The 18,040-nt window shown below is 70.7% G+C and carries 15 protein-coding genes; 8 read left to right on the plus strand and 7 right to left on the minus strand.

Translation table 11 applies throughout. From position 1 onward, the window contains the following. The first annotated feature begins 18 nt into the window (after positions 1 to 18). The 7 genes from MMF94_RS10065 to MMF94_RS10095 all read left to right on the plus strand — a co-directional run bounded on the left by MMF94_RS10065 (position 19) and on the right by MMF94_RS10095 (position 9,661). The gene (locus tag MMF94_RS10065; protein WP_241036061.1) at positions 19 to 1,044 is read left to right on the plus strand and encodes a cupin domain-containing protein; all 1,026 of its coding nucleotides are present in this window, start codon (positions 19 to 21) and stop codon (positions 1,042 to 1,044) included. Between the two features lie 2,786 nt (positions 1,045 to 3,830). After that, positions 3,831 to 5,366: a tripartite tricarboxylate transporter permease gene (locus tag MMF94_RS10070; RefSeq protein ID WP_241036062.1), complete on the plus strand. Its 1,536-nt coding sequence runs from the start codon at positions 3,831 to 3,833 to the stop codon at positions 5,364 to 5,366. Beyond that, positions 5,363 to 5,875, plus strand: coding sequence for a tripartite tricarboxylate transporter TctB family protein (locus MMF94_RS10075; protein WP_241036063.1), 513 nt, complete (start codon positions 5,363 to 5,365; stop codon positions 5,873 to 5,875). The genes MMF94_RS10070 and MMF94_RS10075 overlap by 4 nt, the downstream gene beginning before the upstream one ends. Then, positions 5,872 to 6,894, plus strand: a complete 1,023-nt coding sequence (locus MMF94_RS10080; protein ID WP_241036064.1) for a Bug family tripartite tricarboxylate transporter substrate binding protein — start codon at positions 5,872 to 5,874, stop codon at positions 6,892 to 6,894. The genes MMF94_RS10075 and MMF94_RS10080 overlap by 4 nt, the downstream gene beginning before the upstream one ends. Positions 6,895 to 6,930: 36 nt before the next feature. Beyond that, positions 6,931 to 8,250, plus strand: a complete 1,320-nt coding sequence (locus MMF94_RS10085) for an NAD(P)/FAD-dependent oxidoreductase (protein ID WP_241036065.1) — start codon at positions 6,931 to 6,933, stop codon at positions 8,248 to 8,250. Next, positions 8,247 to 9,194, plus strand: a complete 948-nt coding sequence (locus MMF94_RS10090; RefSeq protein WP_241036066.1) for a substrate-binding domain-containing protein — start codon at positions 8,247 to 8,249, stop codon at positions 9,192 to 9,194. The genes MMF94_RS10085 and MMF94_RS10090 overlap by 4 nt, the downstream gene beginning before the upstream one ends. A 14-nt stretch (positions 9,195 to 9,208) precedes the next feature. Further along, on the plus strand, positions 9,209 to 9,661 hold the full coding sequence (locus MMF94_RS10095) for an RpiB/LacA/LacB family sugar-phosphate isomerase (protein WP_241036067.1): 453 nt from the start codon (positions 9,209 to 9,211) through the stop codon (positions 9,659 to 9,661). Positions 9,662 to 9,671: 10 nt separating this feature from the next. Here the strand turns inward: MMF94_RS10095 and MMF94_RS10100 are convergent, their stop codons facing one another. The 4 genes from MMF94_RS10100 to MMF94_RS10115 form a co-directional block, all read right to left on the minus strand. Continuing rightward, entirely contained in the window at positions 9,672 to 10,232 is a 561-nt protein-coding gene (locus MMF94_RS10100) for a VOC family protein (RefSeq protein ID WP_241036068.1), read from the minus strand. Between the two features lie 174 nt (positions 10,233 to 10,406). After that, positions 10,407 to 11,423: an ABC transporter permease gene (locus tag MMF94_RS10105; protein WP_241036069.1), complete on the minus strand. Its 1,017-nt coding sequence runs from the start codon at positions 11,421 to 11,423 to the stop codon at positions 10,407 to 10,409. Between the two features lie 2 nt (positions 11,424 to 11,425). Continuing rightward, on the minus strand, positions 11,426 to 13,036 hold the full coding sequence (locus tag MMF94_RS10110) for a sugar ABC transporter ATP-binding protein (protein ID WP_241036070.1): 1,611 nt from the start codon (positions 13,034 to 13,036) through the stop codon (positions 11,426 to 11,428). Between the two features lie 6 nt (positions 13,037 to 13,042). Beyond that, the gene (locus MMF94_RS10115) at positions 13,043 to 14,221 is read right to left on the minus strand and encodes a sugar ABC transporter substrate-binding protein (RefSeq protein WP_241036071.1); all 1,179 of its coding nucleotides are present in this window, start codon (positions 14,219 to 14,221) and stop codon (positions 13,043 to 13,045) included. Between the two features lie 265 nt (positions 14,222 to 14,486). On the opposite strand from MMF94_RS10115, the gene MMF94_RS10120 reads away from it, so the two are divergent. Next, a complete protein-coding gene (locus tag MMF94_RS10120) occupies positions 14,487 to 15,284 on the plus strand; it encodes an alpha/beta fold hydrolase (protein ID WP_241036072.1) in 798 nt (265 codons plus the stop codon). Between the two features lie 51 nt (positions 15,285 to 15,335). Here the strand turns inward: MMF94_RS10120 and MMF94_RS10125 are convergent, their stop codons facing one another. The 3 genes from MMF94_RS10125 to MMF94_RS10135 form a co-directional block, all read right to left on the minus strand. After that, the gene (locus tag MMF94_RS10125) at positions 15,336 to 16,529 is read right to left on the minus strand and encodes an acyl-CoA dehydrogenase family protein (protein WP_241036073.1); all 1,194 of its coding nucleotides are present in this window, start codon (positions 16,527 to 16,529) and stop codon (positions 15,336 to 15,338) included. Between the two features lie 77 nt (positions 16,530 to 16,606). Continuing rightward, positions 16,607 to 16,804, minus strand: coding sequence for a ferredoxin (locus MMF94_RS10130; protein ID WP_241036074.1), 198 nt, complete (start codon positions 16,802 to 16,804; stop codon positions 16,607 to 16,609). A gap of 1 nt (position 16,805) precedes the next feature. After that, entirely contained in the window at positions 16,806 to 17,993 is a 1,188-nt protein-coding gene (locus tag MMF94_RS10135) for a cytochrome P450 (protein ID WP_241036075.1), read from the minus strand. Between the last annotated feature and the right edge of the window lie 47 nt (positions 17,994 to 18,040).

Consider the following 18,040-nt stretch of genomic DNA (forward strand, 5'->3'; position numbering starts at 1 on the left):
GGGGGAACAGGAGATCAGATGGGCAAGAAGGGACGGGTCTTCGTCCGCGGGCTGACCTCGGAGACCTACGGGCTCGGCGAGTTCCGCAAGGCACAGCTCGCCGCGCAGCGGGTGCGCGATGACTCCGTGGTGGTCGACGACGCCAAGGTGGGCCACTCCGGCGACTCTGAGAAGTCACGCACCTGGTGGCGGATCGGCCCGGGCGACGAGGAGTTCCTGACCCAGACCCTGCAGGTCCACTTCGTGGAGCTGCCCCCGCAGAGCTCCAACCACGGACACGGGCACCAGAACGAGGCGGCCTTCTACATCCTCGAGGGCGCGGGTTACGAGATCCACGACGACAAGCGTTACGACTGGAAGAAGGACGACCTCGTCTTCGTCCACACCGACTCGGTGCACCGGCACTTCAACCCGTACGACGAGAAGGCCGTCGCGCTCGTCGTCAAGGCGAAGTGCACGTGGATGTTCATGGGGCTGATCCAGCAGGGCCGCAGCGCACCGATCGAGCGCGAGGACGAGTTCGGCCCGCGCGAGGACTGGTCGAGCATCTGGACCGAGGGCGTGCTCGACCGCAAGAAGGTCGTCTCGCCCGAGGACACCCACTGGGAGACCACCCCGCTGGGCAACGTCCGGCACCTGATCAACAAGGAACGCACCGACCTGCGTCAGTTCGGCGTCGACATCTTCGAGCTCGCGATCCCGGCCGGAAGCCGCTCGGGCAAGCACTGGAAGATGGCCGACGAGGTCGACTACGTCCTCTCCGGCGAGGGCTACTCCCTGCACTGGGAGGTGCAGGAGGAGATCGCGGAGCAGTACTACGCCCGCATCGCGAAGAAGCCCACCCGCCACGAGATCAAGAAGGGCGACACGCTCTACGTCCCGCAGAACACCGTGGTCCAGCACTTCGCGGCCGACGGATCCGAACTGCGACTGCTCGCCTCCCAGAACCGCGTGTTCAAGCACCTCGGCTACGACCGGGTGCACTACTTCGAGAACTCCCCCGAGTACGACACGGTGGAGCTGGCCACGGCCGGCCGCGCCTGACCCTCTGAAGCGCCGGGCCGGGCTCATCCCCCGGCCCGGCGTACGCGGTCCCGGCTCGGTCGGTGCTTGGTGATCAACGCTTCCGGATCCCTCCGCCGCCGGTCCCGGGCCGCCGACCTTCGCCGAGCGGCGCTCCGGGCGGGTGGTCCGGGGACCGTCGGTGCTCATGATCATCGGTTCGGGCGCGGGAACTGCGCTGGGCGCGGCCTTCGGCCCCGAAACGACGATCATGGTGCTGGGGACCGGGCGAAGCACCGCTTATGACAGGTGGTTCGAGGCTGGTGGCCCACCCCTTCACCGAGGCGGGATTGGGCGTGGCGGTCTGACGTGGGCGATTCCTGATCCGCGCGGTCGGTCCAAGATCAGCGTTCTGGGCCGGGGAACCGCACCAGACCCTGCCGGACGTCCCGAGCCGGCGACCGTCGCGCCAGACGAGCCGCCCGGAGCGACGATCACGGTGCGGGAGACCGGCGGGCGTGACGAGGGGCAGCCCATGACCAGGCCCGCCGTCCATGATCAGCAGTTCGGGGTCGGGAACCGGGCCAGACCCCGCTGCCGGTCCCGAAACGGTGATCATCGCGCCAGACCAACCGCCCCACGCGACGATCACCGTGCGGGAGACCGGCAGGCGCGGCGAGGGCGACCCCATGGCCAGGTCCGCCCATGATCAACAGATCGGGGTAGGGAACCGGGCCAGACCCTGCTCTCGGTCCCCAACCGATGATCACCGCGCCGAGGGCCCCGCAGCGGCGGTGCGCGGGACGGCTCCACAACCGGCCCACCACTCATGAACAGTGGATCGGCCTCCGAAACCGAAATCGCGCGCCGCCGACCCCACCACCGTTCATGATCAGCATTCGGGGGTCGGGAACAGGGCCAGACCCGGCTGCACGTCCCCAACCGACGATTACCGCGCCGCACCAGCCGCCTGGAACGACGATCACCGTGCGGGAGACCGGCAGGCGCGGCGAGAGGCAGCCCATGACCAGGCCCGCCGTCCATGATCAGCAGTTCGGGGTCGGGAACCGGGCCAGACCCTGCTCCCGGCCCCGAACCGATGATCAACGCACCGAGGCCCGGCGCAGCGGACGGCGCAGAGCCGGCTTCCATGCCCGGCCCACCGGTCACGGCCAATCAGTCGCTCCGGGACCGAACTACGCGCTATCCAGACCGGCCCCTGTTCATGATCAGCATTCGGGGGTCAGGAACAGGGCCAGACCCGGCTGGGTATCCCGAACCGGCGATCATGAAGCCAGACGGTGCCGCGTTCCGATCCAGGGATCACAGCGTGAGGTCGGCGGGCAGGCCAGGTGCGGGCCATGATCCGGTCAGCCGCCCATGATCAGCAGTTCGGGGTCGGGAACCGTGCCAGACCCTGCTGCCGACCCCGAACCGATGATCAACGCACCGCAGGCCGGCGCAGCGGACGGCGCAGAGCCGGCTCGATACCTGGCCCAACGGTCCTGACCGACAACTCGGGCTACGGGACCGAACTGCGCGCGCTGCGAGATCCCGCCGCTCGTGATCAGCATCTTGGACCCGGGAACCGCACCGGGCACGGATGAACGCACCCAACCGGTGATCAACGCGCCCGGAGACCGGGCGAAGTCGACCCGACGACGACGCCCCCGGGCCCGCCATTCTCATGATCAACGGCCTGGGACCGGGACCCGCGCCAGACCCTGCTCCAGGTCCCGAACCGATGATCACCGCGCCGAGGCTCGACGCGGCGGAGTGGCGCAGAGCCGGTTCGATACCCCGGCCCGCCGGTCATGGCCGGTCGGTTGCTCCGGGGCCGAACTGCGCGCTGTCTTGACCCGCCACAGTTCATGATCAGCATTCGGGGGTCGGGAACAGGGCCAGACCCGGCTGCACGTCCCCAACCGACGATCACCGCGCCAGACCAGCCGCCCGGAGCGACGATCACCGTGCGGGAGCCCGCCTGGCCGGGCAAGGGCGGCTGCATGACCGGGTCCACCACCCATGATCAGCAAACTGGGCCCGGGAACCGCGCCGGGCACGGCTGCACGTCCCCATCCGATGATCATCGCGACCGGAGGCACGCAAAGCTGACCTGACGCGGGCGGCTCCCCCGGCCCGCCCCATGATCAACGATCCAGGCCCCGGAACCGCGCAGGGCACTGCAGCGCGTACCCAACCGACGATCATCGTCGCCGAGACCGAGCGAAGCCGGCCTGACGACGGCGGCCCCCAGGCCCGTCACCCCATGACCATCGATCTGGCCCCCGGAACCGCGCCGGACATCGCCGCGCGAACCGAACCGGCGATCATCGCGACCGCAGATCCGGCGAAGCCGGCCTGACGACGGCGGCCCCCAGGCCCGGCCCGCCCCATGATCAACGATCCAGGCCCCGGAACCGCGCAGGGCACTGCTGCGCGTACGCGACTGATGATCATCGCCACGAAAGGGCTGGTCTGCGCGCTCCGCCTGATCAGCGGCCGTGATCCGCCGCCGTGATCCGCGGCCCGGCGCCGCCGCGTGTGCCGAACCGTGGATCACGGCCGGCCCGGTGTGCGTCGCCGCCCATGATCTGCCGTCCGACCCGGGGTCGCGAACCAGACGAGCAGACCGTGCTCGCAGCCCGGGGGGTCGCGAATCCTCGCCCGTCCCCGGAAGTCGCCTCCGCCGGACACTGGACACCAGTCGGGCAAATGGTATGTCCTTTACACCGGTGTCGCGGGCAGCCTGACGAACGCAGCGACCCCACACGACAGCCATCCCACCGGCACGACGACGTGGCCGGCCGCGAGATCACGGAGGATCCATGGGAGAAGCGCTGGTCGGCAGTCTCACCCAGGTATTCCAGCTCGAGACGCTGTTGCTGATGCTGGTGGGAATCGCGCTCGGGTTCGCGGTCGGGATCCTGCCCGGCCTCGGCGGTGCGGTCACGCTCGCGCTGATGTTGCCGTTCACGGTCGGTCTCGAGCCGGTCCAGGCGTTCGCGTTCCTGCTCGGGATGCTCGCCGTGACCTCGACGGCGGGTGACATCACCTCGGTGCTGTTCGGCGTACCGGGTGAGGCGACGTCCGCGGCGACGGTGCTCGACGGGCACCCGATGACGAAGCGCGGTCAGGCGGGCCGGGCGCTGGGGGCTGTGCTGTCCGCCTCCGCGCTGGGCGCGGCCTTCGGCGCGATCGTGCTGGTGGCGATCATCCCGATCGTGCGGCCGCTGGTGCTGTCGTTCGGGCCCGCCGAGTTCTTCGTCCTCACGGTTCTCGGGCTGACGTTCGTCGTGGCGCTGTCGGGCAAGCAGATGCTGAAGGGCCTGCTGATGGCGACGTTCGGCGTGCTGGTGGCGATGGTGGGGATCGACGCGCAGGAGGGTGTGCCGCGCTATGCGTTCGGCGAGCTCTACCTGTGGGCCGGCATCCCGCTCGTCCCGCTGGTCGTCGGGTTGTTCGGGGGCACCGAGCTTCTGCAGCTGATGCTCAGCAGGCGCAGCATCTCGCGCGCCGAGGCGGAGGTTGCCACGGCCGGTGCGAGCTCAGCGTCGGGCGACCTGTCCGGGCTGGGGCGGGGCGTGCGCGACTCCTTCGCCCACTGGTGGCTCGTGGTCCGATCGAGCGCGATCGGTGTGGGGGTGGGCATGGTGCCCGGCGTCGGCGGGTCGGTGGCCCAGTTCCTCGCCTACGGCCACGCCCAGCAGACCTCCACGCACCCCGAGGAGTTCGGCAAGGGCTCGATCGAGGGCGTCATCGCCGCGGGTTCGGCCAACAACGCCAAGGACAGCGGTGCGCTGATCCCGACCGTGGCGTTCGGGATTCCCGGCGGTGCCGCCACGGCCGTGCTGCTCAGCGCGTTCCTGGTGGTCGGCCTGGATCCCGGGCCCGAGATGTTGACCTCCGACCTCGACGTGACGCTGTCGATGGCGTGGGTGACCATCCTCGCCAACATCGTTGCGGTCGCCGTCGGCTTCCTGCTCGTCCGGCAGCTCACCCGGCTCACGACCATGCCCGGCACGTACATCGTTCCGGCGCTGCTGATGCTCCTGACCGTCGGCGCGTTCACCGCCAGCAACAACTTCGGCGACGTGGTCGTGATGCTCGGGGCCGCCGTGATCGGCGTGCTCTGCGTCCGCTGGGACTGGCCGCGCGTCCCGTTCCTGCTGGCGGTGGTGCTCGGCTCGATCGCGGAGCGGTACCTGTTCCTGTCCTACTCCCTCTACGGGTTCGAGTGGCTGACCAGGCCGCTGGTGCTGATCGTGGCCGCGATCATCGTGGTCACGCTGGCCCGCCCGCTGTGGCGACGAAGGCGCTCGGCCGCGGCGGCGCAGCTCGAGGAGACGGGAGAGCGGCTGTGACCTCGCCGAAGCCACTGACTCCGGAAGGCGCGCGTCGCACGCCGGATCTCGTGTTCACCATCGTCCTGCTCGTGGTCTTCGCCGGAGCGCTGCTGCTGGCCCGGCAGTGGGGGTTCCGCGCTTCGCTGGTCCCGACCCTGGTGGCGAGTGTCGGCGTCGGGCTGAGCGCACTCCACCTGGTTCTGGTGCTCATGGGGCGGACCCACGTCCCGGCGCCGGTGGCCGCAGCGGCCGACGGCGAGGCGGACCACGACCCCGCGCACGTGTTCGCCACGGCGGGGGCCGCGAACTGGCGGAGCTCCCTGCTGTGGGTCGCGGGCTTCTTCGCGGCGGTCTACGTCGTCGGCCTGGTCGTCACGACCGTGGTGTTCACCGCCGCGTACCTGCGGCTGAGCGTGCGGGCCGGCTGGCGGTTCTGCGCCATTTACGCCGCTGCAATGGGCCTGCTGCTGTGGCTCGTGTTCGTCGAACTGCTCGCCATCCAGCTCCCGGAAGGACTGTTCGCATGAGAGCCGGAGTTCGTGTCGCCCTCGCCGGTGCGGCGGTCACCTGCCTCCTCGCCGCCGCCGGGTGCGGGGGCAGCGGCGCGGGAGCGCCTCCCGCGGAGTTCTTCGCAGGAGAGACCATCGAGTTCGTCGTGCCGTACGAGCCCGGAGGCGGCTACGACCTGTACGCGCGCGACATCGCGCCCTACCTCTCGCGGTGCACGGGCAGCGACGTCACCGTGATCAACGAGCCGGGTGCGGGCGGGCTGCTCGCGACGTCCCAGACCGCGGTCGCGGACCCGGACGGGCTGCGCGTCCAGATCATCAACACCGTGGGCGCGGTGAGCGCCGAGCTCGGCCAGGCCGAGGGCCTGAACTTCCACCTGTCGGAGCTCTCCTGGCTGGCCAGGGTCTCGTCCGAGGCGAACGTCGTCGTGGTGGCGGCCGACAGCAGGTTCCGCACGTTCGAGGACATGCGCCGCTCGACCGAGCCGGTCAAGTTCGTCTCGACGGGGCCGGGGTCCAACGACTACGTCAACCCGCCCCTGCTGTCGCGGATCTTCGACTTCCCGGTGGACGTCATCACCGGCTTCTCGGGCTCGGGCGAGGCGCGCACCGCCTACCTCCGCGGCGACGCCGACGCCCAGATCCTCCCGGTCGCCAGCGTGTCGAGCGCGATCCGTGCCGGCGAGATCCGCCCCCTGCTCACGATCGGCGAGACCGACGACGAGCTCTTCGCCGACACCCCCACTGCGGCCGATCTCCCGCTGCGGACCCCGGAACAGGCACAGATCCTCTCCTCGTTGCTCGACCTGGCCGCGGCCAGCCGGACGGTCGCCACGACCCCGGACGTGGAGCCTGCCCGGCTGCAGTTCCTGCGCGACGCGTTCGCCTGCGCGCTCACCGACCCCGAGCTCGTGGCGAAGTCGACGAAGCAGCGCAGGCCGATCGAGTTCCTGCCCGGGGACGCCACCGCACGCGCGGTGGACGCGCTGCTGCACTCCGACGCCGCCTTCCAGACGGCGCTGCGCGAGATCACGTAGGGCACCCCGCCATCCGATGGTATAATGGTATGGCCAATGTCGAGAGGGGAGCTCAATGCCGTGCACGCGCCTGCGGTGCTTCGTCCGAGGTCCACGGTGAACGCCGGCACCCTCATCATCGGTGCCAGCCAAGCAGGCCTCCAGCTGGCCGTCACGCTCCGCGGGCGGGGTGACACCGCGCCCATCACGCTCGTCGGCGACGAGCCACACGCGCCCTACCAGCGGCCACCGCTCTCGAAGGAGTACCTGGCAGGCGACGCGGACCACGGCTCCGTGGCACTGCGGACCCCGGCCTGGTACGCGGAGACAGGCATCACGCTCATCAGCGGCGAGCAGGTCACCGACCTGGCCCTCTCCCCCGGTTCCCACCCCGGCGGGGCGGCGATCACCGCGGCCGGGCGCCAGCTGACCTTCGACCGGCTCGCGCTCACCGTCGGAGCCGGCGCGCGGCGCCTCGACGTGCCGGGCGCGGACCTCGGCGGCATCTGCTACCTGCGCGACCTCGACGACGCGACCCGCCTGCGGTCCCAGCTGGCCGACGCGTCGCGGGTGGTCGTCGTCGGCGGCGGCTTCATCGGCCTCGAAGCCGCCGCGGCGGCCCGGAACCAGGGCAAGACCGTCACCGTGGTGGAGGCGGCCGAGCGGCTGATGTGGCGAAACGTCGCGCCGGTCGTCTCGGAGTTCTACCGGCAGGCGCACGAGCGCCGCGGCACGCACGTGCAGCTCTCGGCCACGGTCACGGCCTTCACCGGCGAGGGAGGGCGGGTCCGCGGCGTGGTGCTCGCCGACGGCACCGAGCTGCAGGCGGACGTCGTGGTGGTCGGCATCGGGGTGGTTCCGCGCACCGAGCTTGCCGAGCGGATCGGCCTCGAGTGCGACGGGGGCATCGTCGTCGACGCCCACGCGCGCACCAGCGTGCCCTTCGTCGTCGCGGCGGGCGACTGCACCGCCCGTCCGCATCCGCTCACGGGCGAGGGCCGGGTGCGGCTGGAGTCCGTCCAGAACGCGCAGGCCCAGGCCGCTGTCGCAGCGGCCACGCTGCTCGGGAGCATCGAAGACCCGCGGAGCGTGCCCTGGTTCTGGTCGAACCAGGGCGATCTGCGCCTGCAGATCGCGGGGCTCTCCTTCGGCTACGACACGGTCGTGGTGCGCGGCACCCCCGACAGCGAGCGCTTCTCCGTCCTCTACTACGAGGACGACCGGCTGCTGGCGGTCGACGCCGTCAACAGCCCAGTCGACTACATGGTGGTGCGCAAGGCACTGGACCGGGGCACCACCATCGACGCCGACAAGGCGGCAGACGCCGCCATCCCGCTGAAGAGCCTGCTCGGCGCCGGCACGGAGGCGGCGGCGTGAGCCCGCCAGAGCTGCTGACCGTGACCCGCACGCAGGGCAACAACGAAGCACTCAAGACCGGCGCGGTGACGCCGCACGGATTCCGCTTCGCGTTCGAGGAGGTGCCCGTCCTCGTCCATGCGTTCCGGCGGATGGTCCGCGGCCTGGAGTTCGACGTGTGCGAGATGGCGCTGACGACCTACCTCGTCGCGAAGGCGCACGGAGTGGCGTTCACCGCGGTGCCCGTGTTCCTCGTGCGCGGTTTCCATCACGGTGCGATCCACCGCAGCACGGCGTCGGACATCCGTACGCCCAAGGACCTCGAAGGACGCAAGGTCGGGGTGAGCCGCGGTTACACGGTCACCACGGGTGTCTGGGCGCGGTCCGTCCTCCAGGACGAGTACGGCGTGGACCTCAGCACGGTGACATGGGTGCTGTCCGGCAACGAACACGTCGCGCAGTACCGGCCGCCGGGCAACGTGGCGCCGGTCGAGGCGGGAACGACGCTGGCCGAGATGCTCGAACGCGGCGAGCTCGCGGCGGTGATCGGGGCGGGAATCGAGGGCCCCGACGTCACACCGTTGATCCCCGACCCGCTGGAAGCGGGTTTCCGGGCGATGCAGCAGCGCGGCCTCTACCCGATCAACCACCTCGTCGTGATCAAGGACGAGGTGCTCCGGGCACAGCCGGAGGTCGCCACGGAGGTCTTCGACGCGTTCGCCCGCGCGAAGCAGCTCTACGTGGAGCGGCTGCGCAGCGGAGCGATCACGAACCCGACGGCGACCGACCGGATGTACGCGCGCGTGATGGAGTCGACGGGTGCCGACCCGCTCCCGTACGGGATCGCACCCAACCGCAAGACGCTGGACGAGCTGCTGCGCAGTGCCGTCGACCAGAAGATCCTGGAGCGTCCGCCCGCGATCGAGGAGGTCTTCGCGCAGGCCACGCTCGATCTGACCGCATGAGGAAGGCGGAACACGTGCGCATCGCGATCACGTCCGACCACAACGGCGTCGACCTGAAGGAGCGCCTCGTCAACTGGCTCGCCGACCACGGGCACGACGTCGACGACAGGGCCTCGCACGTCGGCGACGAGATCGTGGACTACCCGCCGCTGTGCGTGGACGTCTGCCGGCAGGTCGTCGACGGGCCTGCCGACCGGGCCATCGTCCTCGGCGGCAGCGGCCAGGGCGAAGCCATCACCTGCAACAAGATCCGCGGCATCCGCGCAGGCCTCTGCCAGGACCTCTTCAGCACCCGGATCTCCCGCGGCAACAACAACTCCAACGTGCTCGTGATCGGCGCCAAGGTCGTCACACCCGAGCTCGCGGTGCAGATCGTCGAGACGTGGCTGGAGACGCCGTTCAAAGGCGGCGTGCACCAGCGGCGGCTGGACCAGATCGCCGCCGTGGAGCAAGGCGAGACGCCCTAGCGTCGGCAGCTCATCCGGCGTCGGCCTGCCGCGCGCCGAAGGGCCGGACGGGGTCGCTGCCGTCCCAGTCCCGGCTCGCCCGCCACATGGCCGTGAAGCCGGCGTCCATCCCGGGCGTGTACTCGATCAGCTCGGTCATCCCGGGTTTGCCGGGTCCGCCGTCCATGTAGGCCACGTCTCCGCCGCTCCCCACGCCCGCGCGGAACGCGAGCGTGAGGCCCTTCGCCTCGAGGTCGGCGATGGCCGTGTCGATGTCGTCGGTGCACACGCCGAAGTGGTGGAAGCCGTAGCCGCGCTGCTCCAGCGTCTCCCGGTAGACCGACGGATGGCCGTCCTTCGGCTGGATGAGCTCGATGTTCATGTGGCCCGCGAAGGACATCGCGATCGACACCTCGGCCCGGCTCGGCTCGCCGCGGTAGACCGGGTGGCGACCGGTGAACGAGTCGAGCAGGAACCACGGCCCGACGTGCAGTTCCTCGGTCCAGTACGCCATCGCCGCCCGGATGTCCTCCACGATGTAGGCCATCTGGATCACGCCGTCGCGTGGCTGGCCGAAACCGAGATCCGACATGGGTACTCCCTAGTGTCGCGGAAACGGGGTTCCTTGCCCGGATCCGGTGTCCAGGCGGATGCATCGCAAGGCGGAGGAGGCGCCGATACCGCTGTTGTATCGGCGCCGAACGACAACGCCGCGAGGCGCCGCCTGGGCGCCGGAGGCGGGTAAGACGACCTCGTTTCCTCGGCACTAGGTACGACGCAGGTAGCGTGAGATCGTCACGGCCAGCACGAGGGCCGCGCCGTAGAAGAGCTGCTGCGCGTAGTCCTGCGCACCCAGCAGCTGCAGGCCGGCGACGCCGGTGGCGAGGAAGAGGACGGCGATCCCCGTGCCCAGCGCGTTGAACCGGCCGGGCTGGATCGAGGTGGCACCGAGGAAGATCGCCGCGTAGGCCGGGAGCAGGAAGGTGTCGACCGAGGTCGGGCCCGCCGACCCGGTGGTGCCGACGTAGAGCACGCCTGCGAGGGCGGCGATCACACCGGCGAGCACGAAGGCGCCCCACCGGATGCGGTCGGCCTTGATGCCGCTGAGTACGGCGACCTCCCGGGACTGCCCGACGAACAGCGCCCGCACGCCCAGCGGCGTGTAGGTGGCGACGTACCAGATCGCGAGCATGATCAGCAGGCAGTAGAAGAACTGCACCGGCACGCCGAGGAGACTGCGCAGGTAGGTCCACTCCGACAGCTCGGGCGCGACGCCGACGATCGTCGTGGAGTTGGCGACCCAGAAGATCAAGCCGGTGAAGAACGTGCCCGTGCCGAGCGTCATGATGAACGGGCCGGTGTTGAACCGCACCACGAACAGCGCGTTGAGTGCACCGCAGACGGCCCCGATGCCCACGGCCACGAGGCAGGCGAGCGTGATCGGCACGCCGTGGTTGACGTTGAGCACCGCGATGGCGATGGCGGCGAGCCCGCCCACGCCCCCGAGCGACAGGTCGATGTCCCCCACCATCGACGGCAGGAGCGCCGCCAGCGCGAGCATGAACAGGATCGACTGCGATCCCAGGATGTTCGAGACGTTCCCCATCGAGAGGAACCGGTCCGGCGACAGCACCGCGAACACGATGAACAGCACCAGCCATGCCACCGGGAGCGCCGCACGCTCCGCCCAGCGGCCGAGCCACGTGACGCCACCGCCCCCGTTCCCAGCGGGCCCCCGGGCATCCGGGGCGCCCTGACGCTTCACCACCTGCGTGCTGCTCATCGTCACGCCCGTCCCACTGTCGAGATGGAGGACTCGCCCGTCGCGGTCGCCGCGCCGTAGACACCGGTCGTGATGGCCTCGGGCGAGATGTCGGAGAGTTCGATCGCGGTTGTCGCCATGCCACCGCTGACGATGACGACCCGGTCGCTGACGGCGGCCAGCTCGTCGGGGTCGCTGGATACCCAGACGACGGACATGCCGTCCTCGGCAGCGCGCTGGATGATCCGGTAGATCTCGGCCCGGGCAGCGACGTCGACACCCTGCGTCGGCTCGTGCAGCAGGAGCAGCTGGGGGCGGATCTCCAGCCACTTCGCCAGCACGACCTTCTGGGCGTTGCCCCCGCTGAGCGTGCCCACCGGCATGGTCGTGCGACGCGGCCGCAGGTCGAGCATCTCGGCCCGCTCGTCGGCGGTGGCCCGGAGCTGCCCGGTGCGCAGGCGACCGCGCTTCCGGAACCGGGAGACGACGAGCAGCATCATGTTCTCGGCCACCGACACCTCGGGAGCGATGGCGTCGCGGCGCCGCTCGGCAGGGATCAGCGCGATGCCCGACGACACGGCCGCGCTGGGGTTCTGCCGGGTGAGCGGGGTGGTCCGGCCGTTCAGCGCGAGCTCGCCGCCGGTGGCGGGGCGGGCGCCGAACAGGAGGTACGGCACGTCCTCGGCGCCCGAGCCGATGAGACCGGCGAGGCCGACGACCTCCCCGGGCGCGACGTCCAGGTCGAGACCGCGCACCCGGCCACCGGCCAGCCCGGTGACGTGCAGGCCGGCATCGGGTGACCGGTCGAACTCCCGCCCGGCCCCCGACCGCACCTCGCCGTGCCCGAACGCGTCCTTGGCCGAGGCCGCAGGCCCCACGATGAGCTCGACGATCTCCTCGTCGGTCACGTCGCTCATCCGGGCGCTCGCTGCTACGCGGCCGTCCCGCAGGACGGTCACCCGGTCGGCGATCTCGCGGACCGCCGGCAGGTCGTGGGAGATGAAGACGACGCTCGACCCGGACGCGACCACCGACCGGATCAGGTCGAAGAGGAAGCTCACCTCCTCTTCGGGGAGGAAGACCGTCGGCTCGTCCAGGACCAGGACCGAGGTCGAGGCGCCCGACCGCTCGCGGTGCTGCTTGAGCTCCTCGGCCGCGCGGGCGATCGCCACCAGGGCCTGGTCGACCGGCGCGAGGTGGTCGACGACCGTCCACGGGTCCACCTGCACCCCGTACGAACGGAGCATCTCGGTGGCCTTGCGGGCCTCGTGGCGCCAGCGGATCCGCCAGCGCGAGGAGGCCATTCCGTCGACCGTGCCCCCGAGGAGGTTCTCCAGCACGGTCAGCGGCCGGGCGAGCCCGAGGTCCTGGTGCACGAAGCTCAGGCCGATCTCCCGGTACGTCCCCGGCAGCATCGGGAGCGGCACGTCCACCCCGTCCACGCTCATCCGCGCACCCGGCTCGGGGTCGTACACGCCGGCCATGACCTTCACCAGCGTCGACTTCCCGCAGCCGTTCTCGCCGAGGAGTGCGAGCACCTCGCCGTGCTCGACGGTCAGGTCCACATCGGACAGGGCCCGGGTCGCGCCGAACTGCTTCGAGACACCCCGCAGCTCCAAGGCCGTCGTCCCCATCGGGGGTCAGGCTCCGGGGACGTCGAGCCAGAGGCTGCGGTAGCCGTCGACGAACGAGTCGCCGAAGCCGAAGTCGGGTGGGGTGAACTCGCCGACGTTGGCCGGCGTCCACAGGCGGTACGGGGAGTAGGCCTGGGCCGCTGGGATCGGTGGCTGCCCGGCGACCACGCGGAACAGCTGGTCGGCGCCGGTGTAGGCCATCCACGAGAAGTTGGGGCCCATGTCCGTGCCCATCGGGTTCGACGCGTCGGCCATCAGCTTCACGAACTGCTCGTCGCCGCCGAAGGCGTAGGTCTTGGCCGGGACGCGGGAGGCCTTGATCGCCGGGAGCACGAACGGCGTCTGCGCGTCGTAGACCGTGAAGACGGCTCGAATGTCCGGGTTGCGGACGAGCGCCGACCGGACCGCACCGGACAGGTCGGTCGCGTAGGACGGGATCGGCACGTTGATCGACTCGACGCCGCACTCCTTGCAGAGGCGGGCGAACTCGTCCTTGACGGTCTGCTCCATGCCGATGGACGGCGGGTTCTCGTTCGACGTGATGACGAGCGCGTCGATGGCGTTGCCGTTGGCGTCAACGAGGGCCGCCGCCACCCCCATCCGCATCGCATCGTTGAACTGGCCGTTGGTCTGGCCCGCGATCAGCGGCGACGCCGCCTCCGAGACGTCGGCCAGGTGCATGTCCACGACCTTCATGCCGGCCTGCTTCGCCGCCTCCATCTGCGGGGCGAGCGCGGCGGGGTCGATGCCACACACCAGCGCGACACCGTCGAACCCCTGGTTGATCGCGAGGTTCATGCCCTGCACCCACGCGGCGGGGCCGCCGTCGTTCTGGAAGTAGCTGCTCTCGGTCATGCCGACGCTCTTGGCGATCTCCACGACGTCGCGCGCCATGCTGTCGCAACCGGCGAGTTGGCTGCTCACGGGCATCGAGAGGATCTTCTTGCCCGCCAGCCCGGCCACCGAGAACGCTGGGCCCTGGGCCGCCCACTGCGGCTGCTGCTGACCCGTGGCGATCTCCGCCTTCAGCTGGGCGATGGTCTCCGCGGAGACCGCCGTGCCCGGCTGGGAGGAGGCCGCATCGTTCGCGGCGGGCGCGCAGGCCGCCACGACGAGCGCGATCGCGGCGGCCGGAACGGCGAGCCACCGGCGAAGCCGCGGTGATCGGATCACGGGATGAGCCATGGGTCGTCCTCGTCGTCGGGGGCGCAGAGCACGGGTGATCCGACGCAGGTTGGGAGGCCTGACACGGATATCGGCGGAACCCTGACTCTCACACGATGGATTGTCAACCGCCTGCCGTACACCTGTCCGCGACGGCAATGCCGTCCGAGACTCCTGTCGTACGCGCATGCGCGCGCGATGGCCGACGTTGACAGGCCACTGCGGGATGGATGACGGTCTGCAGAACGGACAAATGTCCGCTGCAGCTGTCGCAGAGGAGTCGAGAGTGAGCGTTTCCTCCACCGCCCCGGCCCCGACGAGGGTCCCCATGGGCTCGGGCGCCATCAACCTGTTCCGGAAGGGGTCGGGCCGCACCGTCGTGGTCCTCCACGCTGCAGGCGGTGCCGGAGCCTGGAACCCGTACCTGGAACGGCTCTCGGAGCACTTCGACGTGATCGCGCCCGACCACCCGGGCTTCGGGCTGTCCGACGAGCTGCCCGAGATCGGCTCGGTGCCGCAGCTCGTGCCGCACTACGTGGACCTGCTGGAGAAGCTCGACGTCGACCGGTTCGACCTCGTCGGCGCCTCCTTCGGCGGCTGGGTGGCCGCCGAGCTCGCCTGCAGCGTGCCGGAGCGGATCGAGCACCTCGTCCTCATGGCCCCCGCCGGGCTGCACGTGCCGGACGCTCCCCCGGCCGACCTGTTCACGATGTCGCCCCCGGAGATCGTGCGGGCGCTGTTCTACGACAGCGCGATCGCCGACGCCGCGCTGTCCGTGCCTCCGCCGCCCGAGGCAGCCCAGCAGGCCGCGCGCGACGCGAAGGCGTTCGATCGGTTCGCGCGCGACCCGTTCCTGCACAACCCCGAGCTGCCCGGACGACTGCCGCGGATCACCGCGTCGACGCTCGTGCTGGCCGCGGAGGTGGATTCGATCATCCCGCGGGCACACAGCGATGCCTACGCGGCCGCGATCGCGGGTGCCGAACTGCGCGTGGCCGCCGAGTGTGGTCACGCCCTCTATCAGGAGCGTCCCGGCTACGTCGCCGACCTGGTGATCGACTTCCTCGGCGGCACCGCCCGCTGAGGATCGCCGCGGCCGGACCGGGGATCCCCGGTCCGGCCGTCGTCGTCCCCGTCAGCTCGCCTTCGGAACCAGGTTCATGTACAGCCAGTCGTGCGCAGGGGCGAGGCCGCCCAGATAGCGCCCGCAGCCCTCGATCACGCCCGGAGCCGAGGTGATGTGCTGCGTCCCGGCGTGCATGTCGCGGAAGTAGCGCTGCATCACGCCCGCGCGCAGCGCGGTGGTGCCCCCCGCCCGGTAGACGGCGACGCTGATCGCCTCCGCCGCCCACGTGGCGTTGTACAGAGCAAGCCGCAGCAACGTCTTCTGATCAACGCTGAGCGTGGCGCCGGAGCTGATCGTCTCGGTCGCACCGCGCCACGTCTCGCAGACGAAGGAGCGGGCCGCGTGCCAGCGGGCCTCGGCCTCGCCGTATGCGGCCTGGAAGGCCAGGCTGTCGGCCATGGTGCCGGGCCGGCCGGCCTTGGAACGGACCAGCCCCGACAGCTCGTCGAGCATCCGCCGCGAGACACCCAGTGCCCACGCCGAGTGCCCGATCAGCGCGAAGTGCATGATCCCGAGGGTGAACAGCGGGCCACCCCGCACCGGCGTCTCGGTGGGGCCGGAGTGGGTGAACGCCGCCGGGACGTAGACGTCCTCGATCGTGTAGTCGATGCTGCCGGTGGCCCGCAGGCCCAGCACGTCCCAGTTGTCGATCAACTCGGCCTTGTCGACCGGGAGCACGAAGATCAGCGGCTCCCCGGTCTCCTCCACGATCCCGAGCGTGTGGATCCACTGCGCGTGCTTGATGCCGGAGGCGAAGCTCCACGAGCCCGACAAGCGGTAGCCGTCGCCGTCCCGCACCGCCGTGCCCGGCCGGGTGCCCTGGCCGGCGACCACCGGGAAGCGCGACCCCTGGAACATCTCCGCCACCGCCGCGTCGCCCAGGTAGGCGCCGCCGGTTCCCGTGGCGAGCGAGGCGGCCATGACGACCCAGCCGGTGGACGGGTCGGCCTCGGTGAGGGCCTGCACGACCTCGAGCGAGGAGACGGGGTCGAGCTCGACGCCGCCGAGCGGGGCCGGGACCCACATGCCGAAGAGGCCCTTGTCGTGCAGGGCATCGACCACCGGGTCGGTGAGCTGCCCCGCGGCCTCGCCTGCGGCGCTGTTCTCACGCACCAGCGGCTGGAGCGCACGGGCGGCGGCCACCAGATCGGTGGGCCGGTCGGCGCCGTCGGCACGGCCGAGCACCGAGGGTGCTGTCGTCATTGATTGCTCCTCTTCTCGTGTGCGGGAACAGCGGGCGACGGCACGCTCGGCGCTACTGGCCGTTCACGAGCCGTCGTTCAGTGCACGACCCGGAGCGCGGCCACCGGGCAGACGGACGCCCCGTGTGCCGCGGCTGACGTCAGCTCCTCCGGTACGTCCTGACCGTCGAAGCGGTAGACGAGGTCGCCCGCCTCGTCGAGCTCGAAGACCTCCGAGGCCTGGCCCGCGCACAGGCCGTGGCCCTCACAGCGGTCGCGGTCGACGAGGATCCGCACGTCAGACGCCCGTCTCGACCGTCACCGGGAGAGCGCCGAAGGCGCGGATGAGGTTGTTGAGGGCGCGCTCGGGCGTGCCGACACGGAACCGGGTGACGGACCGAGCGAGCGCGGCGAGGAGCGACTCGGTCTCCATCCGCGCGAGACCCTGTCCGGCGCAGCCGTGTTCGCCGATCCCGAAACCGAGCTGGTGGACCGCGTCCCTGCGAGTGACGTCGAACTCGTCGGCACGCTCGAACTTGCGCTCGTCGCGGTTGGCCGACGCGTAGATCACCAGAATGCGCGACCCGGCCGGAATCGGGACGCCGCCGATCTCCGTGTCGTTCTCGGCCAGCCTGCCGAACGCGCGGATCGGCGACTCGAAGCGGACCACCTCGTTGACCGCGTTCGGGATCAGACCGGGATCGGAGCGGACGAGGTCCCACTGGTCGGGGTGCTGCGCGAACAGCCACACCGCGCTGCCGACGGCACTGATCGTGGTGTCGAGCGAGGGCGCGAGGTAGTCGAGCATCAACATCATGCACTGCTCGGTGGTGACCTCGCCCTGGTCGCGGGCCTCGAGGACGCCGGCGCCGAGACTGCCGGGCAGTACGTTGCCGGTGCGGACGATCTCCGCGCCGTAGGCGGCCATCTCGCCGCACTTGGGCATCGCTCGCTGCGCCCGCGCGTTCATCGGCCCGAACGAGTCGAAGTTGGCCCCCGCCCACTCCAGCAGGTGCTCGCGGCCCTCCTGGGGCCAGCCGATGAAGTCGGGCACGATCGACAGCGGCAGCGCACGGGCGAGGTCGGAGACGGCGTCGAACGACCCGCGCTTCACCAGTCCCGCCACCAGTTCGTCGGCCCGCTCCGTGACGAGCTCGCGCATCGGGCGCAGGGCCCGTGGCGTCAGCCGGTGCGCCACCACCTTGCGCAGCTGGGAGTGCAGGTCCCCGTCGCTGGCGAGCGTGCAGCCCAGGATCGCCTGGTTCGCGGGCTCGTTGAGCGCGATCCCGTTCGCCGACCGGAAGGTGTCGCTGTCCATGAGGACGGCCCGCGCCTCGGCGTACCGCGCCACCGCGAACGCGCCGTGCTGCTCGAGCCAGACCGCCGGACCCAGCTCCCGCAGCGCCCGGTAGTGCTCGTACGGCTCGAGGAGTACCTGGTCCTCGTAGATGTCCGCTCCGTAGATCGGGGCAGCGGTCGTCGTCATGTTGCGAGGTCCGTCCTTCCGGGGCAGCGCTGTCACCCACAGGGCTT

The sequence above is a fragment of the Pseudonocardia alaniniphila genome (assembly GCF_022524485.1).
Taxonomy (GTDB): Bacteria; Actinomycetota; Actinomycetes; order Mycobacteriales; family Pseudonocardiaceae; genus Pseudonocardia; species Pseudonocardia alaniniphila.

Coding starts and splice junctions, on each gene's coding strand:
- MMF94_RS10065 (WP_241036061.1), top strand. CDS start 19: ATGGGCAAGAAGGGACGGGTCTTCGTCCGCGGGCTGACCTCGGAGACC.
- MMF94_RS10070 (WP_241036062.1), top strand. CDS start 3,831: ATGGGAGAAGCGCTGGTCGGCAGTCTCACCCAGGTATTCCAGCTCGAG.
- MMF94_RS10080 (WP_241036064.1), top strand. CDS start 5,872: ATGAGAGCCGGAGTTCGTGTCGCCCTCGCCGGTGCGGCGGTCACCTGC.
- MMF94_RS10085 (WP_241036065.1), top strand. CDS start 6,931: ATGTCGAGAGGGGAGCTCAATGCCGTGCACGCGCCTGCGGTGCTTCGT.
- MMF94_RS10100 (WP_241036068.1), bottom strand. CDS start 10,232: ATGTCGGATCTCGGTTTCGGCCAGCCACGCGACGGCGTGATCCAGATG.
- MMF94_RS10105 (WP_241036069.1), bottom strand. CDS start 11,423: ATGAGCAGCACGCAGGTGGTGAAGCGTCAGGGCGCCCCGGATGCCCGG.
- MMF94_RS10110 (WP_241036070.1), bottom strand. CDS start 13,036: ATGGGGACGACGGCCTTGGAGCTGCGGGGTGTCTCGAAGCAGTTCGGC.
- MMF94_RS10115 (WP_241036071.1), bottom strand. CDS start 14,221: ATGGCTCATCCCGTGATCCGATCACCGCGGCTTCGCCGGTGGCTCGCC.
- MMF94_RS10125 (WP_241036073.1), bottom strand. CDS start 16,529: ATGACGACAGCACCCTCGGTGCTCGGCCGTGCCGACGGCGCCGACCGG.
- MMF94_RS10135 (WP_241036075.1), bottom strand. CDS start 17,993: ATGACGACGACCGCTGCCCCGATCTACGGAGCGGACATCTACGAGGAC.